This window comes from Proteus sp. ZN5, from assembly GCF_011046025.1.
Lineage (GTDB): Bacteria > Pseudomonadota > Gammaproteobacteria > Enterobacterales > Enterobacteriaceae > Proteus.
In genome coordinates this window covers 1,996,547-2,017,076 of sequence record NZ_CP047639.1, presented here as the reverse complement: position 1 = coordinate 2,017,076, position 20,530 = coordinate 1,996,547, and the positions used below count along the sequence as shown (strand labels likewise).

Below are 20,530 nucleotides of genomic sequence, written 5' to 3'. Positions count from 1 at the left end.
ATTATCCTGCTATTACCAGTTGTGGCGACCAAAACCGCTTGTAATTGGGTATCTGCGATCTTTACCAAAATTACGACTTGTAATACGTGGCCCAACAGGGGCTTGACGTCGCTTGTATTCATTAATATCGACTAATTTTATCACTTTACGGACAGTCGCTTCATCAAATCCAGCCGCAACTAAATCAGATACAGATTTATCTTGCTCAACATAACCCTCAAGAATAGCATCCAAAATATCATAAGGAGGCAAATTATCTTGGTCTGTTTGTCCCGGTGCAAGTTCTGCTGATGGAGGTCTATCAATAACACGCTGAGGAATAGCTGGCGAAAGCGTATTGCGATATTTAGAAAGCTCAAAAACCAATGTTTTAGGTACATCTTTTAGTACATCAAAACCACCAGCCATATCACCATACAATGTGGAATAACCCACAGCTGATTCACTTTTATTGCTTGTAGTTAATACTAAACGACGGCGTTTATTCGACATTGCCATTAAAATAACAGCGCGACAACGTGCTTGTAGATTTTCCTCAGTAGTATCTGCGGCAGTATCTTTAAACATAGGTGCAAGCTGCGCCATAAAAGCATCAAACATAGGTTCAATAGAAACCGTATCAAACTCAACACCTAATAAATCTGCTTGCTCTTTAGCGTCATGAATACTCATTTCTGAAGTATAACGAAATGGCATCATAACAGCCTGAACACTCTCTTTGCCTAAAGCATCAGCGGCGATAGCAACGGTTAATCCAGAGTCAATACCACCAGATAACCCTAGAATAGCCCCTTTAAAACCGTTCTTAGTGACGTAATCACGCGTTGCAAGTACTAATGCTTGATAAACTTGCGCTAAAGGTGAAAGTTCTGGAGCAGGATCTGCCATTGGGATAATGTTTAATTCGTCGAATTCAACAATAGCAGTCTGTTCATCAAATGCAGCTAAACGATGTGTAATAGCACCCCGTTCATCAAATACTTTTGAACAACCATCAAATACCAACTCATCCTGACCACCAATTTGGTTAAGATAGATCACTGGAAGGTGTGTTCTTTGGCAATGTTCTTTAATGAGCAGTGTACGAACATGCGGTTTTTCACGATTATAAGGTGAAGCATTAATAGATAGAACGAGATCAGCACCCGCTTGTTTTAATGCATCAATAGGTTCATTGATCCAGATATCTTCACAAATTAACAAACCTAAGTGATAACCTTTAAACGGAACCACACAACGCTCATTTCCTTGTTGGAAATAACGCTTCTCATCAAACACACCATAATTAGGTAATTGCTGTTTGAAATAACGCGCTTGTAATTCACCTTTATAGAAAAATGAAAGTGCGTTATAAATTTTGCCGTTTTGCCACCAAGGATGACCAACAACAATCGCTATTTTTTTGCTTGCTTGTTCTAAACGCGTAAGTTGTGTTTCACAACGCTGTTGGAAATCAGGACGAAATAGCAGATCTTCAGGAGAGTAACCGCATAAAGCCAGCTCAGAAAACATAACCAGATCGGCATCTTCTTGTGCTTTAACGGTAGATAACATGCGTTCGCAGTTACCTTCAATATCACCAACAACCCAATTAAGTTGAGCCATGGCGAGTTTTAGTTTACGACTCATAAAAATTAGTCTCTCCGCTATCTTCCGCATAAAAGGAAAGTTAGTTTAAAAATATATTCGTTATCTGAAAAGGTTATTCTTTAAAATCATTCGCATCTAGCTCATGACGAGATAACAATTTATAAAACTCAGTTCGATTGCGCCCAGCCATACGTGCAGCTTGAGTCACATTGCCTTTTGTCATTTGTAAAAGCTTTCTCAAATAGGTCATTTCAAAATGACCTCTTGCTTCTGCAAATGTGGGCAGCGCCGTATTTTCACCTTGTAAGGCCTGTGTTACAAGCGCTTCACTAATCACGGGGGCTGTTGTTAATGCAACACATTGCTCAATAACGTTAACTAATTGACGCACATTACCCGGCCAACTTGCTGTCATTAAGCATTTCATCGCATCGGTTGAAAAGCTTCGGACAAAAGGTTTATGGCGTTTAGCAGACTCTCTCAATAAGTGATTAGCAAGAATAGGAATATCTTCAGCTCTCTCACTTAATGTCGGAATACGTAAATTAACCACATTTAAACGATAGAATAGATCTTCACGAAATTCATTACGTTCCATCGCTTTAGGTAAATCACGGTGTGTTGCAGAAAGGATACGTACATCAATATCAATATCGCGATTACTGCCTAATGGGCGAACTTTTCGCTCTTGTAAAACACGCAATAATTTAACTTGCAATGCCATTGGCATATCGCCAATTTCATCTAAAAATAGTGTGCCACCTTCGGCTGCCTGAAATAATCCTTCACGACTACTCACAGCTCCTGTAAAAGCACCTTTCGCATGACCAAATAGTTCAGATTCTAAAAGTTGCTCAGGTAAGGCACCACAGTTAATGGCAATGAAAGGTTTTTTCGCCCTAGGGCTTGCGCGATGAATGGCTTGAGCAAGGACTTCTTTACCCGTACCACTTTGACCATTGATAAGCACGCTGACATCTGATTGAGCAACTAGCTTTGCTTGTTCTAATAAACGTAGCATTTGCGGGCTACGTGTCACGATATCTTTTGACCACTCTTCATCTGAAACAATAGTTACAAGTTCTAGCGCTTCATCAATCGCTTTATAAAGTGCGTCTCTATCAACGGGTTTAGTTAAGAAGCTGAATACACCTTGCTGCGTCGCAGCCACGGCATCAGGAATAGAGCCATGAGCCGTAAGAATGATCACTGGCATGCCGGGCTGTTGGCGTTGTATCTCAGCGAACAGCGCCATGCCGTCCATTTCATCCATTCGGAGATCACTGATAACAAGGTCTATTTTTTCTTTTAAGAGAAGTTTTAGTGCTTCTTGTCCACTTTCAGCGGTGAAGATATGAAAACCTTCACTTGTTAATCGCATACCAAGTAACTTTAATAACCCAGGATCATCATCGACAAGTAAAAGATTTGCTGATTTATGGCCAGCCATGCACATTCTCCTTATTTAGATCCTGCTTCAGTCGGTTTTGAGCTTGGTGTGTCAGTGTTAGTTTTGACTGGCTCTGGTTTTACCGCCTCGGGTTTCGTAGATTCTGGTTTTGAAGGCTCTGATTTAACCGCTGTTGCAGAAGGTTGTTTTTCCTCATCCTTTGGCTTCTCTGTTATCGATTGCGTCGAAACGGGTTTTTCAGCTGGTTTTTCGGTAACAGGTTTCTCTGCATTCACTTTTTCTGTTTCCGCAGATGCTGCTGTTGCGCTTTCCGCTAAACCTTCATTTTGCGATAGCGAGTCAACAGAGCCACTCTGTTTTCTATTCGATAACTGCCGTTCAATTTGGGTAAGGCTTTCAAGTTTTTTCAGTGTGACATTTAGCTCATGCTGTAACGCACTATTCTCTTTTCTTAGCACATCAATTCTATTATCTGTTTCTGTGGTTAAACGACGATAACGATTCTTTTCTTCCGCTAAAGAGAGAATGAGCGTTTGGTTCTCAATCCATGTCGATAATAGAACTCGCATAGAACTCGGAAATTGTAATTTATAGCTTTCTAATAACACTAATTGTGTTCGACGATCGGCAATCGTCATTCCAGCGCGCTCTAATAAAATACTTTTATAAAATGCATCATCCCACCCAGTAACAACAACACTGTTTGCTTGGCGTTGTGCTTCTGTCGTCATTATGCGGTTTGTACATTCAATGGCGCGTAACCAATAAAGTGCGTTATTGATGCCTTCATCATAAAACGAGCTTAATGTTTTACATTCAGCCCAACGATAATCAATCGTTTTTTGTTTAACAACGGGGATTTCTGGCTCTAGCTCTTGTGCCTCAGTTAGCGACTTTGGTGTACACCCTGAAAGAACCAGTGGAAACATAATAAACAAGAAACACTGCTTCCAATTTAATGCGATTTTTCTAGTTGATGCAGGGGCCATAGATAACAATTCAATACCAAGCATCTTCTTATTTATTTTTTTATACTCATGATGAGGAGATGCTTGTTTTTGTGACCTGATTTGCATTATTTAATCTCAGAAAGTAGCGGTAATTCAATACGAAAACAGACATCGGCATAGTCAGAAGGAACAACACTTAATTCACCTTCCATTCTCTTGATACAGTCATGAGCAATACTTAAACCTAAACCACTTCCTTTTACAGCTCCTTTGCGTAGCAAAGATCCTTGGAAAAAGGGTTCAAAAATCATTTTTTGTTCAGATTCGGGGATAGGTGTTCCTTTATTGGCTATATCAATAACTATTTTCTGTTCAACTTGATAACTAGAGATCCAGATATTACCTGATTCAGCACCATAGTGCACCGCATTCGAGTAGAGATTGTCGATAACTCGTGATAATAATGTTGCCTCTGCTCGACAAGTGGTTAGATTAAGTGAAATTATCGTTTTAATATCTTTAGCTCTCGCAGGTAAACTGTGGGCTAATACCACATCATTCACTAATTGAGTCAAGTTAATTTCTTCGATTTGTTGAGGAACCTCAGAAAGTTTACGATTATAATCAAGTAGTTGTTCAATTAATAACTGTAACTGCTTACTGCTATTATCGAGAATTGAAACAACTTCTTTTTGATCTAGAGTTAAAGGACCTGCAACTTCATCAGCTAATAATTCCGTACCTTCTCGCATACTGGCTAACGGTGTTTTCAACTCATGAGAAATATGACGTAAAAATTCATGCCGCTGTGATTCAAGCCATGCTAAACGCTCACTTAACCAAATAATACGTTGTGCTAATGAACGTAGTTCTCGTGGCCCTTGGAAAGTATCTAAGTTATTACTAAGTGTTCGACCTTCACCTAATCGATTAATCATCTTTTCAATCCCTTTAACAGGGCCGATAATCATTCGAGTAAATAACGCAATGAGGATCAGGCTAAAAACAAAAACGATAAGACTTTGCCAACCGAAATAACGACCTTTCTCAGCGATTGCCATCTGGAGTTGTTCGCCACGGCTAAAAATAATCTCTTTAGTTAATGCAACAATACGGTTATTGGCATAAGAAAACTGCTCTAGGGCTTGTTGCATCTCTTTTGTAGGTTCGCTACTTTCGCATTGAATGGATTTTAATTTTTCAAGAGAAGTATTAAGCACATTCGCTTCTTTAGAGGCAGAAAGAGAAATAATGGTTTGTTGTAATGTTGAGAAGAGTTTGGTGTATTGCTGGTAGCGTTGCTGATACATATCATCATCGGTTTTATCCCGTAAAACACAATATCGACGATAGTTTCCTTCCATTTCAATCGCTAGATTTCGCATCACTTCACTGCGCTCAGTATCTGCAAGTGCATTTTTGTTAGTAATAGCCGCCTGATTACTTAGTTGATCAAGACTTTGATAAGCCTGATAAGCAAGTACAAGCAAAGGTAATAGCACCATCCAAAATGCCATTATCACGAGCTGTCTTAAAGAACGAGGGAAAATACGCCACTTTTTCAATGAAATCATCTCAACACCTATTAGAGTAATGCGATGCTACATGACTTGATAACAAGAAAAAAGTCCGACATTGGGAAAATCAGGCATAGAGAACAAACACAAACGAGGAAATTTGACAGGCTCTAGAAGTGGGAGAGCGGAATATCTTATTGAGATATTCCGCTCGTCAATATTTCATCTCTTTTTTCTCTAAAAGAGAATGAAGGTGGTGCCTCACTCCACGTGTCGCCCTGTGTTTGATAAGGTCCGAAGACGAGTATCATGATGTTGGACGGTAGGCACCTTACTCTGGCGTCATTCCTGGCTTATGTGGTATGTTCCCACCCATATTGTGGACCGACATAAAAAGTTGAATGAGCAACTGATTTATATAATGCACAAGGCGTGCCAACTTTTAAAAAATAAATATAACGAATTGAAAAATAACGAAAAATAAAAATACACATCTAATATTTTATTTATGACTCTTTTTTATCTAGTTATAAAACAACCAAGCTGTCTCCATATCCAGACAGAGTTACCCTAAATTTAATAACTACTTATATTTCAATAAATTAAATGTCGCCATTAAGAGACAGTTAAAATAGCAAGTGTCGTTATTTTTACACAATAAAAAATAACTCCTTTATTATCAATAAAATAAAGCCTCTAACAATGTAGAGGCTTTATGTGTTTATCACTAAGATAGTTTTACATTTGATTAATCAAATTGTTTTCTTGCATTGCGGAATAAACGCATCCAAGGGCTGTCTTCACCCCAGCTCTTTGGATGCCAAGAATTACTAACAGTTCTAAACACACGTTCTGGGTGAGGCATCATAATAGTTGAACGACCATCTTTTGTAGTGACAGCAGTGATCCCTTTTACAGAGCCATTAGGATTTAATGGATATCGTTCTGTTGGATCACCGTAGTGATCCACAAAACGTAATCCCACTAAATTTTGAGCTTCTAATTGCGCTAATTGTTCAGCATTACGAAATTCAGCGAAACCTTCACCATGAGAAACAGCGATAGGCATTTGTGAACCCACCATACCTTGTAACAACAACGATGGACTTTCTGTCACTTTCACTAAACTAAAGCGCGCTTCAAAACGTTCAGAGCGGTTGCGAACAAAACGAGGCCATAAATCTGCCCCCGGAATAAGCTCTGATAATGTTGACATCATTTGACAACCATTACAGACACCAAGAGATAAGGTATCTTGGCGTTCAAAAAATTGAGCGAATTCATCACGTAAACGAGAATTAAATAAAATAGATTTCGCCCAACCTTCGCCGGCACCTAATACGTCACCATAAGAGAATCCACCACAAGCCACCAACACATCAAAATCACTCAATGAACGTCTAGCGGAATGCAAATCGCTCATATGAACGTCGATAGCATCAAACCCTGCTCTGTCAAAAGCAGCCGCCATTTCAACATGAGAGTTAACACCTTGCTCTCTTAATACTGCAATACGAGGGCGACTTCCTGTTGCAATATAAGGAGCTGCAATATCTTCATTTGGATCAAAGGTTAAATTCACATTTAAGCCTGGATCGTTGAGATCTTGTTTTGCCTGATGCTCTTCATCTGCACACTCTGGATTATCACGTAAGCGTTGCATTTGCCATGTTGTTTCAGCCCACCAAAGACGTAATGTGCTACGCTTTTCATTGTAAACTTCGGTTTCACGGCTTTGGATAATAATGGCGTCATTTTCTGTTGCTTGGCCTAAATAATGTAAACAATCCGATAAACCATATTCAGCAAATAATGCTTCTACAGCCTCTTGATGTTCAGCACTAATTTGGATCACACCACCTAACTCTTCATTAAAGAGTCCTGCTAAAATATCTTCGTCATAAGCACTAATATCAACGTGTAAGCCGCAATGACCTGTAAATGCCATTTCAGCGAGTGTGACAAATAATCCACCATCAGAGCGATCGTGATAGGCCAACAATTTGCCATCATTAACTAATTGTTGCATCACATTGAAGAACTGTTTCAACTGCTCAACATCACGAAGATCTGCTGCTTTTTGGCCTAATTGACGATAAACTTGTGCTAGTGCCGTCGCACCTAATGCGTTATGACCATTGCCCAAATCAATCAAATACAAGCGGTTTCCTGCTTGTGTTGATAATTCTGGTGTTACTGTTTTACGCACATCTTCAACACGAGAGAATGCCGTAATAACTAAAGACAACGGAGAAGTAACCTCTTTAGTTTTTCCATCCTTATCTTGCCAACGCGTCTTCATTGACATCGAATCTTTGCCCACAGGGATAGTAATGCCTAACTCTGGGCATAACTCTTCACCAATGGCTTTTACTGCGTCATATAAACCCGCATCTTCACCAGGATGACCAGCTGCTGACATCCAGTTAGCGGAAAGCTTAATGCGATTAAGCGCTTCTACATCACAACCTGCCATATTCGTTAGTGCTTCACCAACAGCCATACGTGCAGATGCTGCAAAATCTAACAGTGCGATCGGTGCTCGTTCACCAATGGACATCGCTTCGCCATAATAGCTATCTAATGTTGCAGTGGTAACAGCACAGTTAGCAACAGGAATTTGCCAAGGCCCAACCATCTGATCACGCGCGACCATACCCGTTACAGTACGGTCACCAATAGTAATTAAGAAGGTTTTTTCAGCAACGGCAGGTAAATGAAGAACACGATAAACTGCATCTTTTAAATCGATATCTTTACGAGAGAGATACTCACCTTCTGTTTTCAGTGATTTTACATCACGCAACATTTTAGGTGCTTTACCTAATAATATGTCTAATGGCATATCAATCGGTTTATTATCAAAATGTGTATCGTTTAAGACTAATTCACGCTCTTGCGTTGCTTCACCAATAACAGCATAAGGCGCTCTTTCACGCTGGCACAATGCATCAAATAGAGGCATTTTTTCTGGCGATACCGCTAACACATAACGTTCTTGAGATTCATTACACCAGATCTCAAGTGGGCTCATACCCGGCTCATCATTAAGAACATCACGTAATTCAAAACGACCACCACGACCACCATCATTGACTAATTCGGGCATAGCATTAGAAAGACCACCAGCACCAACGTCATGAATAAATAAGATCGGGTTATCGTCACCTAATTGCCAACAACGGTCGATAACTTCTTGGCAACGGCGTTCCATCTCTGGGTTATCACGCTGAACAGAGGCGAAATCTAAATCCGCATCTGATTGACCTGATGTCATAGAAGAAGCAGCACCACCTCCTAGACCGATGTTCATTGAAGGCCCGCCAAGTACAATCAACTTAGCGCCAACCGTGATTTCACCTTTTTGTACGTGATCTTCACGAATATTACCAATACCACCTGCAAGCATAATTGGTTTATGGTAACCGCGAATTTCAACACCATTGTGGCTATTAACTTGTTCTTCATAGGTTCTGAAATAGCCTAGTAATGCAGGGCGACCAAACTCATTATTAAATGCAGCACCACCTAATGGGCCTTCAGTCATAATGTCTAATGCATTAACAATGCGCTCTGGCTTACCAAAATCTTCTTCCCAAGGCTGCTCAAATCCGGGAATACGCAGGTTAGAAACTGAAAATCCAACTAGACCTGCTTTAGGTTTTGCACCACGTCCAGTTGCACCTTCATCTCGAATTTCACCACCAGAACCTGTTGCCGCACCTGGCCAAGGTGAAATAGCCGTTGGATGGTTGTGTGTTTCTACTTTCATCAAGATATGTACAGGTTCTTGGTGATAGTGATAATGCCCCTTTTCTGTATCAGGATAAAAACGACCCGCTACAGAGCCTTCCATTACCGCTGCATTATCTTTATAAGCTGACATGACATAATCAGGTGTTTGCTCAAACGTATTTTTAATCATTTTAAATAATGATTTATCTTGAGCCTTACCATCAATAATCCAATCAGCATTAAATATTTTGTGGCGACAGTGTTCAGAGTTAGCTTGTGCAAACATGTAAAGCTCAACATCTGTTGGATTACGTTGTAAGTGGTTAAACGCATCGACTAAGTAATCAACTTCATCGTCTGCAAGTGCTAACCCCATTTCAATATTTGCTTTGACTAATGCATCTTTGCCTTTTACAAGCACATCAATAGTTTTTAGTGGCGCTGGAGTTTGCTCAGCAAAAAGGGTATTTACATCTTGATAATTTAAGAAGATGGTTTCCATCATTCGATCATGAATAAAACCATAAAGTTGTTGCCACTGAGTGTCTGTCATCGTACCGCATTCAATAAAGTAGGCGATACCACGTTCAATTCTAACAACCTTGGCTAAACCACAGTTATGTGCAATATCTGTCGCTTTAGAAGACCAAGGTGAAATTGTTCCAGGGCGAGGCGTAACAACTCGCATTTCCCCAACAGGCTCATGTTCTGTTAATGAAGGCCCATAATGCAGTAGTTGACGTAATTTAATTTGATCATCTTCAGATAACTGCCCTTCCACTTTCGCGAAATGGACAAATTCCGCGTATATACCTTGTACAGGAAGATCATTTTCCTGACATAGAGTGAGTAATTTATTAATACGAAACGCGGATAAAGCGGGGGAGCCACGCAGGATTTCCATAGTATTGAGTTCTCTCTTTTAGCAGCTAGCCTGATCAATCATTCAGGGGAAACGCGCCTAGTATAATAGAATAACCGCTCAGACGAAACCGTTTGCGTGAACAAAATAACGGCATTTAACTTAGAGTGTTTTAATGATTAATTGGTGTAATCAAGTTGCGTCTTGCCAATATGTTAAGCAAAATGCTCGATTACTGGAAATTTATCCATGTTAAAATGACGATATTACACACTACAATAAACAACGTTAACGAGAACCAACCTATTGAATAATATAAGGATAAACTATTTCGTTATCGTTATCATAGCGCTCTTTTCAGCGGCTATTATCGCGTTGAATATTACATGGCCGGATAGGCAAAAAGCGCAGATAAATAAGATTTTATCTCGTGGAGAGTTAAGAATTAGTACGATACCTTCACCATTGATAACGATGAACGATAAAAAGGACCCCGTAGGTTTCGATTATGAATTAGTGAAACGCTTTGCAGATTATTTAGGCGTGAAACTTGTCGTTAATATGCGGACAAATATCAACCAAATGTTTGATGATCTGGAGAATAATAAAGCTGACTTTATCGCCGCCGGATTACTTTACAACAAAGAAAGATTAGAAACGACACGCAGTGGCCCTGCTTACTTTTCAGTTTCTCAACAGCTTATTTACCGTAAAGGGACTTTAAGACCACGCAGCTTTGATGCGCTAGACGGGCGTCTTGTTGTCACTGCTGGCTCTGCTCATGCAAGTTTATTGCGAACATTAAAAGAGACGCAATATCCCGAGCTTGAATGGGAAGAATCAGATAACCAGACAACCTCACAACTGCTAGAAGCATTATCGGAAGGCAAAATAACCTATGTTTTAGCAGACTCAATCAGTGTTGCTGTACAACAGCGTATTCATCCTAATGTTGCCGTAGGATTTGAAGTCACTGAAAGCCGCCCACTAACATGGTATCTGCCAGATGGTGAAGATAATAGCTTATATGCAGCGATGCTAGACTACTTTAATCAATTATCTCAAGAAGATGTATTAGCAAGACTTGAAGAAAAGTATTTTGGCCATGTAGGTTCGTTTGATTACTTTGATACTATCTCTTTTATTACAGCGATAGATTCTATTTTACCAAATTATCAGCCTCTTTTTGAAAAGTATGCAGATACCTTCGATTGGCGCTTATTGGCAGCGATGGCATGGCAAGAATCACATTGGGATCCTCATGCTACATCACCAACGGGTGTTAGAGGATTGATGATGTTGACTCGCCCTACTGCATCAAGTATGGGGGTTACTGACAGGCTTGATCCTGAAGAAAGTGTGCGGGGAGGAGCGCAATATCTTAAACATCTTCTTTCGCGCTTACCGGATTCTATCCCTGAAGATGAAAGAATTTGGTTTGCATTAGCAGCATATAATATGGGATTTGGCCATATGCTTGATGCCAGAAGGCTTACTGAGCAACAAAATGCCGATCCTGACAGTTGGCTAGATGTAAAGTCAAGATTACCTCTACTTAGCCAAAAGAAATATTATGCTGACCTCCCTTACGGCTATGCCAGAGGCCATGAGGCTTATCGCTACGTTGAAAACATTCGACGATATCAGCTCAGCCTTGTCGGTTACCTTCAAGCTAAAGAGAGCAAAAACAAAATATTATCTAAAGATAAAGAGAGTGATAACGATGAAGAACAAGAAAGATCATCATTGTCATTAACTCAAGATATGGCTTATCAATAATTTTTGTAATTAAAAACAGTCTATTAAACAACCTAGCCTCTTTTACAGAGGCTTATTTATTTTCTTTCTACTATTCAAAAAAATCGCTCCAACCATTAAAGCAACCCCCAAATTAATATTTTCTTAATATTAAAAATTGTTACATTTTTTCATCCTACTTTTTATCCAAAATAGGAAAAACACATGTGTTAAAAAATGTAACACTCATTAGCTAAAACACTCACCTAATGAGTAAATTGTATTTAAAATGATCCAACTAGTCATTTTAAGACTATCAGAATAAGTGAAATATAAGAAAAGATTAACTTAAATACGTAGGAATTATCTCATTAGTTATTATTCATTTTATGATTATTATTTTTGGAGAAACTTTTTTTGCAATAAGAATTAACCTAAATGGGTCTTTGTTAACATCTAACTTATTGAATTATATATATTATGATAATCTATAATTGATTTTATTAATTTTCTTAACCTAATGTTAATAACATTACTTTTTGTCAAGTTAAAGTAATGTTAATTATATTGTCTATTAAATTTATCTGCCTGATAAACTTTTTCACCCATAAATTGAGTAATAAAAAGAATAAATCTACATATAACTCTATTAATATGGAATAGGCAAGATTAAATATGAAAATTGAGGAAATCAACAAAATGTTATATCAAATAGAGCGCCTTTGTTGATATCATATAAACCAGTCATTATTCGAAACAACTCGAAATATAATGCAAATCAATTTTTATATTCCGACATTAATATTATTTTTCTATAAATAATAATACGCACGATCTTCAAGGGATTATCTATAATGAAACTGAGTAAAATTGCTTTAGCTGCTGCTTTAGTATTTGGTATTAATTCTGTTGCAACTGCTGAAACTTCTGCACCAAAAGTTGGCGCAACTAAAGGCGAAATTCAATTAAAAGGTGAAATTGTTAATTCAGCTTGTGGATTAGCAGCTTCTTCAAGTCCTGTTATTGTTGATTTCAGTGAAATCCCAACTTCTGCATTAGCAAATATGCAGAAAGCAGGTAACGTTAAAAAAGATATCGAATTACAAGATTGTGATACTACCGTAGCAAAAACAGCTACTGTTAGCTATACACCAAGCGTTGTTAATGCAACAAATAAAGACTTAGCATCTTTCGTATCTGGCTCAGCTTCTGGAGCAGGTATTGGCTTAATGGATGCAGGCAGCAAGTCAGTAAAATGGAACACAGCAACAACACCTGTACAATTAGTTAATGGTGTTTCTAAGATCCCATTCGTTGCTTATGTTCAAGCTGAATCAGCAGACGCTACTGTAACTCCAGGTGAATTCCAAGCCGTCATCAACTTCCAAGTTGATTATCAGTAATCGTTTTATTTATTTAAATTAATTAAATAATAGATTAATTACTGCATTAACGCAGAGGACTTCCTCTGCGTTAAATTTGATAAAACACTTCAATTTAATAAGAATAAAATAAAAAGTAATTAAATAAATATTCATTATTTAATTAGTTTTTATTTAATTAATAATTAGGCGTTTATTCATGTTAATTTCTTTTTTTCACAGCACAATATGGAAAAACATTTGTGCCATTTTGCTATTGTGCTTAGCGTTTTTCGCTCAAGCCGAGCAAGATGATTCTGTGGAATTTAACATTCATATGCTAGATGCCGAAGACAGAGATAATGTCGATTTATCTCGTTTTGCAACCTCTAATTACATTATTCCGGGTATGTACTACTTAGATATCCGTATAAATGACCGTGACTTTCCTCGCCAAAACATTAATTATATTGAAGTTAAACCCAATTACTCCATTGCCTGTATTGACCCTACTCTTCTAAAAAAGTTAACAGTTAACGAAGAAAATCAAAAATTTATCGAAGAAATCTCGCCAGATTGTTTCGATATTAGTCAATTACCGGGTATCTCCATCAAAAATGATGGCGGTATTCTTGATATTGTTATGCCTCGTTCATTAATGAAATATGAAGATACCGATTGGACACCCCCTGAATTGTGGGATCCAGGTGTATCTGGGTTATTAGTTGACTATACCTTAACGGGTACATCAACTCGTCCGAATAAAGGCAATAATAACAACTCATTAACAGGTTATGGACAGGCTGGAATTAACTTTGGTGAATGGCGACTACGTGCTGAATATCAAGGAAACTATTCATCTGAATATTCATCAAATAATAGCTTTGATTGGAATCAGATTTACGCCTATAAACCATTACCTAACCAAGCAGCAAAACTAACGCTGGGTGAAACTTATTTAAACTCTCAAGTTTTTGATAGTTTCCGTTTTACCGGTGCCAATATACAAAGTGATGAAAGAATGTTGCCACCTTCTTTACAAGGTTATGCACCTGAAATCCACGGCATCGCAAACACCAATGCTAAAGTGACAGTAACGCAAAATGGCCGCTTAATTTATGAAACCACAGTACCTGCGGGCCCTTTTGCTATTAAACATTTACAAGACACAGTACAAGGTCAATTAAATGTTAGAGTCGAAGAGCAAAACGGTAAGGTAAACGAATTCCAAGTACAGACCGCCAATCTACCTTATATGACGCGTCCTGGCTCTGTGCGTTATAACACATCAATGGGTCAGTCATCGCTCAACAACCATAAAATGCAAGGCCCTATTTTTTATCAAGGTGATTTTTCATGGGGTATGAACAACACATGGTCACTGTATGGCGGGGTTTTGTTGACGGCTAAAGATTACAACGCGTGGTCATTAGGTTTAGGTCACGATATGGGTCGTTTAGGTACACTCTCAGGTGATATTACTCAGTCTTATAGCAAAACTTATGATAATGAAAATATCAATGGGATGTCATTCAAACTGAATTACGCTAAAACTTTCGATGAATACCATAGTACTATTACTTTTGCTGGCTACCGTTTTTCAGAGAAAACATTCCGATCTTTTTCTCAATATATAGATGAGCGTTATAACGATATTAATAACAATGGTTATGAAAAAGAGATGTATACCATTACAGGTAACAAAACTTTTTGGGCTGATGATATTGAAAAATCGACAACACTTTATCTCTCTTATCGACACCAAAATTATTGGGATAAAAATACACAAGAGCAATATGGTGTTACGGTAAGCCGTAATTTTTCTATTATGGGTATAGAGCAGATTAATACTAACTTATCTGCATTCCGTACTCAGCATAAGGGAAATACTGATGACAGTATTTCTTTCAATATTTCAGTTCCATTAGGAAGCGGTAAAAGCATTGGTTATAGCTTGCAAGACAGTAACGGTAAAGTGAACCAAATGGCCTCTTATTCTGATAATAGCAATTATAATAATCTATGGCGTGTCCGTGCAGGTTTAAGCTCAGACAATAAAGCCAATACTGATGGTTATTATCAGCATCGTTCGCAATATGCAGAAATTAACGCCAATGCAAGCTATCAACAAGATAATTACGTTGCAGTGGGAGCAACAGTTAAAGGCGGATTTACTGCAACGCGCCATGGTGCTGCATTGCATAGTAGTAGCATGACATCAAGTACTGCCCGCATGATGGTTGATACAGACGGAGTTGCAGGCGTACCATTTAATAACCAAAGTACGACTACAAATCTATTTGGTATTGGGGTATTAACTGACTTAACTAGTTATAACAATGTTGATGCTCGTATTGATGTTGATAAAATGGATTCAGACATTGAAACACACAAAGCCATTACTTCTGCAACATTAACTGAAGGTGCGATTGGCTACTATAAATTCCCTGTTCGCCAAGGTGAGCGCCTAATGGCTATCTTACAAACTGTCGATCAAAAATATCCACCATTTGGTGCCGAAGTCACCAATAAAAACGGTGAAAATATGGGAATGGTGATGGAAGATGGTTTAGTTTATATCGCCGGTGTTAACCTTAATGAATCATTAAACGTGATCTGGGGTGGTAAAACCCAGTGTACGATTACAATTCCAGCGGCAATTAACGATCCACTAAAACGTGAGTTGTTATTATGTCAGGGATTTTAATGAACAAAATGAATTACTAGAGATAATTGTATGAACTCATTCAACACACTCAAAACGCTTTTTTGTGGCTCATTAATTGCACTCAGCATAGTGAGTACAACTCAAGCGGGCGTGTCATTAGATAGAACTCGTATTGTATTAACAGGCAACGATAATTCAGCTAGCGTAAATCTAAAAAATACTAGCCCTGACATTCCTTTTTTAGCTCAATCATGGGTTGAAAATGAACATGGCCAAAAAATTGCCTCTCCTTTAGTAGCATTGCCACCTTTACAGCGTCTTGATGGTGACCAAAAAGGAGTTGTTAGAATAACCAAAACAGCAGAAGTTGGACTTTTACCACAAGATAGAGAATCACTATTCTATTTAAATGTGCGTGAAATTCCACCAGCACCAAAACAAGCTAACGTGTTACAAATGGCAATGCAGTCTCGTATTAAATTATTCTACCGCCCGATTGCCATTATTCCTGAAAAGCCGGGCATGATTTGGCAAGATCAGTTGGTATTTAAAAAACAAGGCAATCAATTTATTGCTGAAAACCCAACACCTTACTACATCACCATTATTGGTCTTTCCAATAAATTGAATGGTGAAGATAGCGATAAGTTAACCACATTCCCTGGTTTAATGGTTGCACCTAAATCATCACTGGAAATTCCAGTTAAAACCAATGGTGTCAATCAATTTTACATGATGTATGTAAATGACTACGGTGGACATCCAGAATTAAAATTTGTTTGTCAACAAAATAGCTGTACAGCTGCACCGAAAGAACAACAACCAAAATATTAATTAACTTGACGCCGGTAGGAATAAAATGAAATTAACAACAGCAAATTTTTATTTCAATACGCTAAAATTACTTTTTACTGGCGCAATGTTATGTACTCCAATTGTTGCTTCCGCATACATTCATGGTGAGGTTCGTACCGTTGGTGGCCCTAATATCTTTAGAGTTGACTTAGATACCACCATGTTTCCTCGTAATCGAGCAGGTGAAACAGCAACTGTAAAATTCTCTTTACCTGATCTTTATGTAGCAACCGTTTATTGTCCTAAAGATCCTTTAGTTCCTCAATCAAGAACCTATTTCAAAGCAACCTCTGACCTTCGCTATTTAGGACGTAACTATTACGAATTAAATGAGTATGTTGATGTACAAATTAAGTTCTCGATTTGGGGGCCTGATTCTCTTCCTACTGTACCTTTTATCGAAAAACCTAACCATGTGAACTGGCAACAAGGGTGTCGAGTTCCTGAATCCCCCAAACCTAATATGTATTCTGGGGGAAGTGGTGTTTTGGTTTTTAGACTCAAAAAACCTATCGTCAATGGTGTCTCATTAACAGGCCATTCTGTGGCTCAGATGTATGCTCGTGTGGGTAATGGTTTATATGAAGTCTATGGCCCTGAGCCAATTTCTAAGTTAGTTATTAGTTCAGGCATATTAACCACCGAAGATAAATGCACATTCAATAATGGTGCTCCAATTACCTTTGATTTTGGTAATGTGGGTAATACTTCTGACTATCTAAATGGTCAGAATTATAAAATTACTCGTAATATTCCAATTCAATGTGAAGGCGGAAGTTTTACAAATCCAAACAGTAGAATAATGTTTAAAATTCAAACCGGAAGTTCTGGTGTGGCAAATTTTAATCCAAATTACCTTGGTACAACGGGATCTGTCGATAGAAGCAACTTAGGTATTGTTTTAAAAGATAAATCAGGAACAGTTGTAGCACCTAATCAATATTTTTCTGTCGGTAAACTAAGCAATTTTAAAGGTAACTGGGAAGTAACAGCGGCACCAATAGCCAAAGAAGGCAGTAAAATTCCTGAAGGCGAGTTTTCAGCACATGCCACATTAGTTGCGGAGTTTATGTAATGAAAAACCCAATAATAAAATCGGCTATTTCTCTTTTATTATTACTTTCACCTTCTGCCTTTGCTGTGACAGAGCTTATTGGTGGCGATATGGAATTTAAAGGTGTTGTGGTTGCACATGGTTGTACCATTGTTGCTGGTGATGAAAATAAAGTCATCGATTTCAAGCAGATATCAGCAAGCGACCTCTATTCTTTTCAAAAAAGTGATCCCGTTGCTTTTAGTATCAGTTTAGAAAACTGTAGTCAGGATATTTATAAAAGCGTTACGATTACGCTAGATGGAAAAGAGCATCCTACAATGCCCAATCACCTTGCTGTTGTCAGCACCGGATCTGAAGATCCTAAAAGCATCGGAATTGTATTTACAGATGTTCAACGCAATGTTATCCAATTAAAAAAGCCGAGTTCAACTCGACTTCTTAATAATAAGCGTATTCAATTTAATTTTATGACGTATGTTGAAGCATCGCCTTCTGCACTAAAAAATCAAACTTTGCTAACCGGCCCTTTCCAAGCCCAAGCAACGTATACCCTTAATTATCAGTAAATATTATTCTTTTACTGCGGGTTCAGTATTGATTATGGCTGGACTGGCTTTTTGGTTTTTAAGCTGTTTCTTTTCAGCCCTTCTCATTTTAAAAAACTGACTTAAAAGCTGTGAACACTCTTCACCTAATACACCCGAAGTTATCTCAACTTTATGATTCATTCCGGGATGCTGCAAGATATCAATAAATGAACCCGCCGCTCCTGTTTTTAAATCAGAGGCACCATAAACCACGCGTTTTACCCGACTATGCACAATCGCTCCAGCACACATCACACAAGGTTCAAGGGTAATATAAAGAGTCGCATCGAGTAGACGATAATTTTGTAAATGCTTTCCCCCTTTGCGTAACGCCATAATCTCTGCGTGTGCAGTGGGATCGTTATCGATAATTGAATGATTCCATCCTTTAGCAATGATTTTATTATCAACGACTAATACAGCGCCCACTGGTATTTCACCAATTTCTTGTGCCTTTTTCGCTTGCTCAATCGCTTTATGCATCCAATAAATATCATCTTTAATTTTATTCACAAGGATATCTCTTCATTATCATATAGCGGGATATTGTACCCTGTTTTCTATTGATAACTAAAGAGATTGTCTTGAATTGTTTATGACAAAGATAGCAAGATAAAACTTTAGTTTACACGCGCTTCAGTGGCTAATTTGATAGCTAACCCCCCTAAGATTGTCGCCATAAACCAACGTTGAACCAATGCCCAACGAGGCCTTTGCATAAAGAACCCAGCAATAGAGCCCGCGGCAATAACAATCAATGCATTTACTGCAATGCTAATAATAATTTGAATACTACCTAGCACTAATGATTGATTTAAAACACTGCCATTTTGAAGGCTAATGAATTGAGGTAACAGTGACAAGTACATTAATGCGATTTTAGGATTGAGCAGATTAGTAACAAAGCCCATGACAAAGAGTTTTGTTGTATTACCTGAAAGTAATTTTTTGGGATGAAAGATAGAACGCCCACCGGGTTTAATAGATTGCCAAGCGATATAAAAAAGGTAAATAGCACCACAAATTTTTAATGTATCGTAAGCATAAGGTACCGCCATAAAAATAGCCGTAATACCAAATACAGCTAGTAACATATAAAAAATATAGCCAACAGCCACACCGATTAATGAAATAAATCCGGCCTTTTTCCCTTGAGAAATTGAGCGTGAAATCAGGTAAATCATATTAGGGCCTGGCGTTAATACCAAACCCAAGGACAAAAGCGCAAATGTCCACATATTGAACAGTGTTGGCATAGTATACCCCTTATTTATCGTATTATTTAACATCAATAACAGAGTGTTAGGTGTGCGGGATACCACAAAAAATACTATTTTTTGTTATTCGTTTTTGTTTTTTAATTAGATAGTTTTGCTTTAAATATATATTACTGATATATTTCCGTAGCTTATAAGCTACAAAAATAGTTGTGTTAACGTAGCTTATAAGCTACATTTTGCCAATGAAAACTATCAAACATTATCTAACAATAGATGGCAAAGACTTATATGCCGACTACTTCAGAAAGATACGTGATCCTGTTGCTAAAGCCAAAATTGCATCGAGAGTAAATAGAATGGCAAGTGCGTGTTTTGGTGATCATAAACCTTGTCGTGAAAGCATTTGGGAGCTACGAATTGATCAAGGTGTGGGTTATCGCGTCTACTATAGTTTAATCAATGGCGAAATTATATTGCTACTTCTAGCAGGAGATAAACGAACTCAGGATGCTGACATCAATAAAGCCATCCTATGTCTAAAAGATTATTTAAAGAGGTAGATTATGCCAAAATCTCGTTTACACGATGACGCAATGATTGAGCTTTTGCGTGAAGATCCTAGTTTTGCAAAAGCATATTTACACCAAGCCTTCCTTGATATTGATGAAGATGGTGGGCAAGAAGCTTTTCTTATGGCATTACGCCATGTCGTAGAAGCTCGGGGCGGTATGGCAAAAATTGCCAAAAAAGCAGGAGTATCTCGAGAAACGCTTTATCGAACATTATCACCAACAGGAAACCCAACATTAAAAACATTGCGAAATGTTATTAGTGCAATTGGCTTTCATTTCTCTTCATTAGCAAGTATTTAATATTTTATTTATACATTCTAATAAACCATTTGAGCGATGCCACTTTAGGAAATTCCCTATAAATGGTAACCTTACTCCCCCCCTTACTTAGTGCCTATTAAGCAAAAA

The 20,530-nt window shown here is 38.1% G+C and carries 15 protein-coding genes; 8 read left to right on the top strand and 7 right to left on the bottom strand.

Annotated elements, in window-relative coordinates; all coding sequences use genetic code 11:
* Positions 1–12: 12 nt before the first annotated feature.
* The 5 genes from GTK47_RS09210 to purL form a co-directional block, all read right to left on the bottom strand.
* A complete protein-coding gene (locus GTK47_RS09210; RefSeq protein ID WP_165122861.1) occupies positions 13–1,629 on the bottom strand; it encodes an NAD+ synthase in 1,617 nt (538 codons plus the stop codon).
* 73 nt (positions 1,630–1,702) lie between these two features.
* On the bottom strand, positions 1,703–3,040 hold the full coding sequence (gene glrR, locus GTK47_RS09205) for a two-component system response regulator GlrR (protein ID WP_023581612.1): 1,338 nt from the start codon (positions 3,038–3,040) through the stop codon (positions 1,703–1,705).
* 11 nt (positions 3,041–3,051) lie between these two features.
* Complete coding sequence (gene qseG / locus GTK47_RS09200) at positions 3,052–4,077, bottom strand: two-component system QseEF-associated lipoprotein QseG (RefSeq protein ID WP_241256091.1); 1,026 nt, start codon at positions 4,075–4,077, stop codon at positions 3,052–3,054.
* Positions 4,077–5,525, bottom strand: a complete 1,449-nt coding sequence (locus GTK47_RS09195; RefSeq protein WP_165122860.1) for a HAMP domain-containing sensor histidine kinase — start codon at positions 5,523–5,525, stop codon at positions 4,077–4,079. The genes qseG and GTK47_RS09195 overlap by 1 nt, the downstream gene beginning before the upstream one ends.
* A 691-nt stretch (positions 5,526–6,216) precedes the next feature.
* Positions 6,217–10,107, bottom strand: coding sequence for a phosphoribosylformylglycinamidine synthase (gene purL / locus GTK47_RS09190; protein ID WP_165122859.1), 3,891 nt, complete (start codon positions 10,105–10,107; stop codon positions 6,217–6,219).
* A 264-nt stretch (positions 10,108–10,371) separates the two neighbouring features.
* Here purL and mltF point away from each other — a divergent pair, with 264 nt between their 5' ends.
* The 6 genes from mltF (at position 10,372) to GTK47_RS09160 (ending at position 18,309) form a co-directional block, all read left to right on the top strand.
* Complete coding sequence (gene mltF, locus GTK47_RS09185) at positions 10,372–11,844, top strand: membrane-bound lytic murein transglycosylase MltF (protein ID WP_075670448.1); 1,473 nt, start codon at positions 10,372–10,374, stop codon at positions 11,842–11,844.
* 812 nt (positions 11,845–12,656) lie between these two features.
* The gene (locus GTK47_RS09180; RefSeq protein ID WP_109370973.1) at positions 12,657–13,205 is read left to right on the top strand and encodes a fimbrial protein; all 549 of its coding nucleotides are present in this window, start codon (positions 12,657–12,659) and stop codon (positions 13,203–13,205) included.
* Positions 13,206–13,383: 178 nt separating this feature from the next.
* Positions 13,384–15,870 (top strand): fimbria/pilus outer membrane usher protein, encoded by a 2,487-nt coding sequence (locus tag GTK47_RS09175; RefSeq protein WP_165122858.1) that lies wholly within the window; start codon positions 13,384–13,386, stop codon positions 15,868–15,870.
* Positions 15,871–15,900: 30 nt separating this feature from the next.
* Positions 15,901–16,665 (top strand): molecular chaperone, encoded by a 765-nt coding sequence (locus GTK47_RS09170; protein WP_165122857.1) that lies wholly within the window; start codon positions 15,901–15,903, stop codon positions 16,663–16,665.
* Between the two features lie 25 nt (positions 16,666–16,690).
* The gene (locus tag GTK47_RS09165; protein WP_165122856.1) at positions 16,691–17,761 is read left to right on the top strand and encodes a fimbrial protein; all 1,071 of its coding nucleotides are present in this window, start codon (positions 16,691–16,693) and stop codon (positions 17,759–17,761) included.
* Positions 17,761–18,309, top strand: coding sequence for a fimbrial protein (locus GTK47_RS09160; protein ID WP_165122855.1), 549 nt, complete (start codon positions 17,761–17,763; stop codon positions 18,307–18,309). Before GTK47_RS09165 ends, GTK47_RS09160 begins: the two co-directional genes overlap by 1 nt.
* Positions 18,310–18,312: 3 nt before the next feature.
* Here GTK47_RS09160 and tadA read toward each other — a convergent pair whose 3' ends face one another.
* Both tadA and GTK47_RS09150 read right to left on the bottom strand, forming a co-directional pair.
* Positions 18,313–18,843 carry a tRNA adenosine(34) deaminase TadA gene (gene tadA / locus GTK47_RS09155; RefSeq protein WP_165122854.1) on the bottom strand — a complete coding sequence of 177 codons (531 nt, stop codon included), beginning with the start codon at positions 18,841–18,843 and terminating at the stop codon, positions 18,313–18,315.
* A gap of 107 nt (positions 18,844–18,950) precedes the next feature.
* Positions 18,951–19,586, bottom strand: a complete 636-nt coding sequence (locus GTK47_RS09150) for a LysE family translocator (RefSeq protein WP_165122853.1) — start codon at positions 19,584–19,586, stop codon at positions 18,951–18,953.
* Positions 19,587–19,792: 206 nt separating this feature from the next.
* On the opposite strand from GTK47_RS09150, the gene GTK47_RS09145 reads away from it, so the two are divergent.
* Both GTK47_RS09145 and GTK47_RS09140 read left to right on the top strand, forming a co-directional pair.
* A complete protein-coding gene (locus tag GTK47_RS09145; protein WP_088495035.1) occupies positions 19,793–20,110 on the top strand; it encodes a type II toxin-antitoxin system RelE/ParE family toxin in 318 nt (105 codons plus the stop codon).
* Positions 20,111–20,113: 3 nt separating this feature from the next.
* Entirely contained in the window at positions 20,114–20,422 is a 309-nt protein-coding gene (locus GTK47_RS09140; protein WP_088495034.1) for an addiction module antidote protein, read from the top strand.
* Positions 20,423–20,530: the final 108 nt, after the last annotated feature.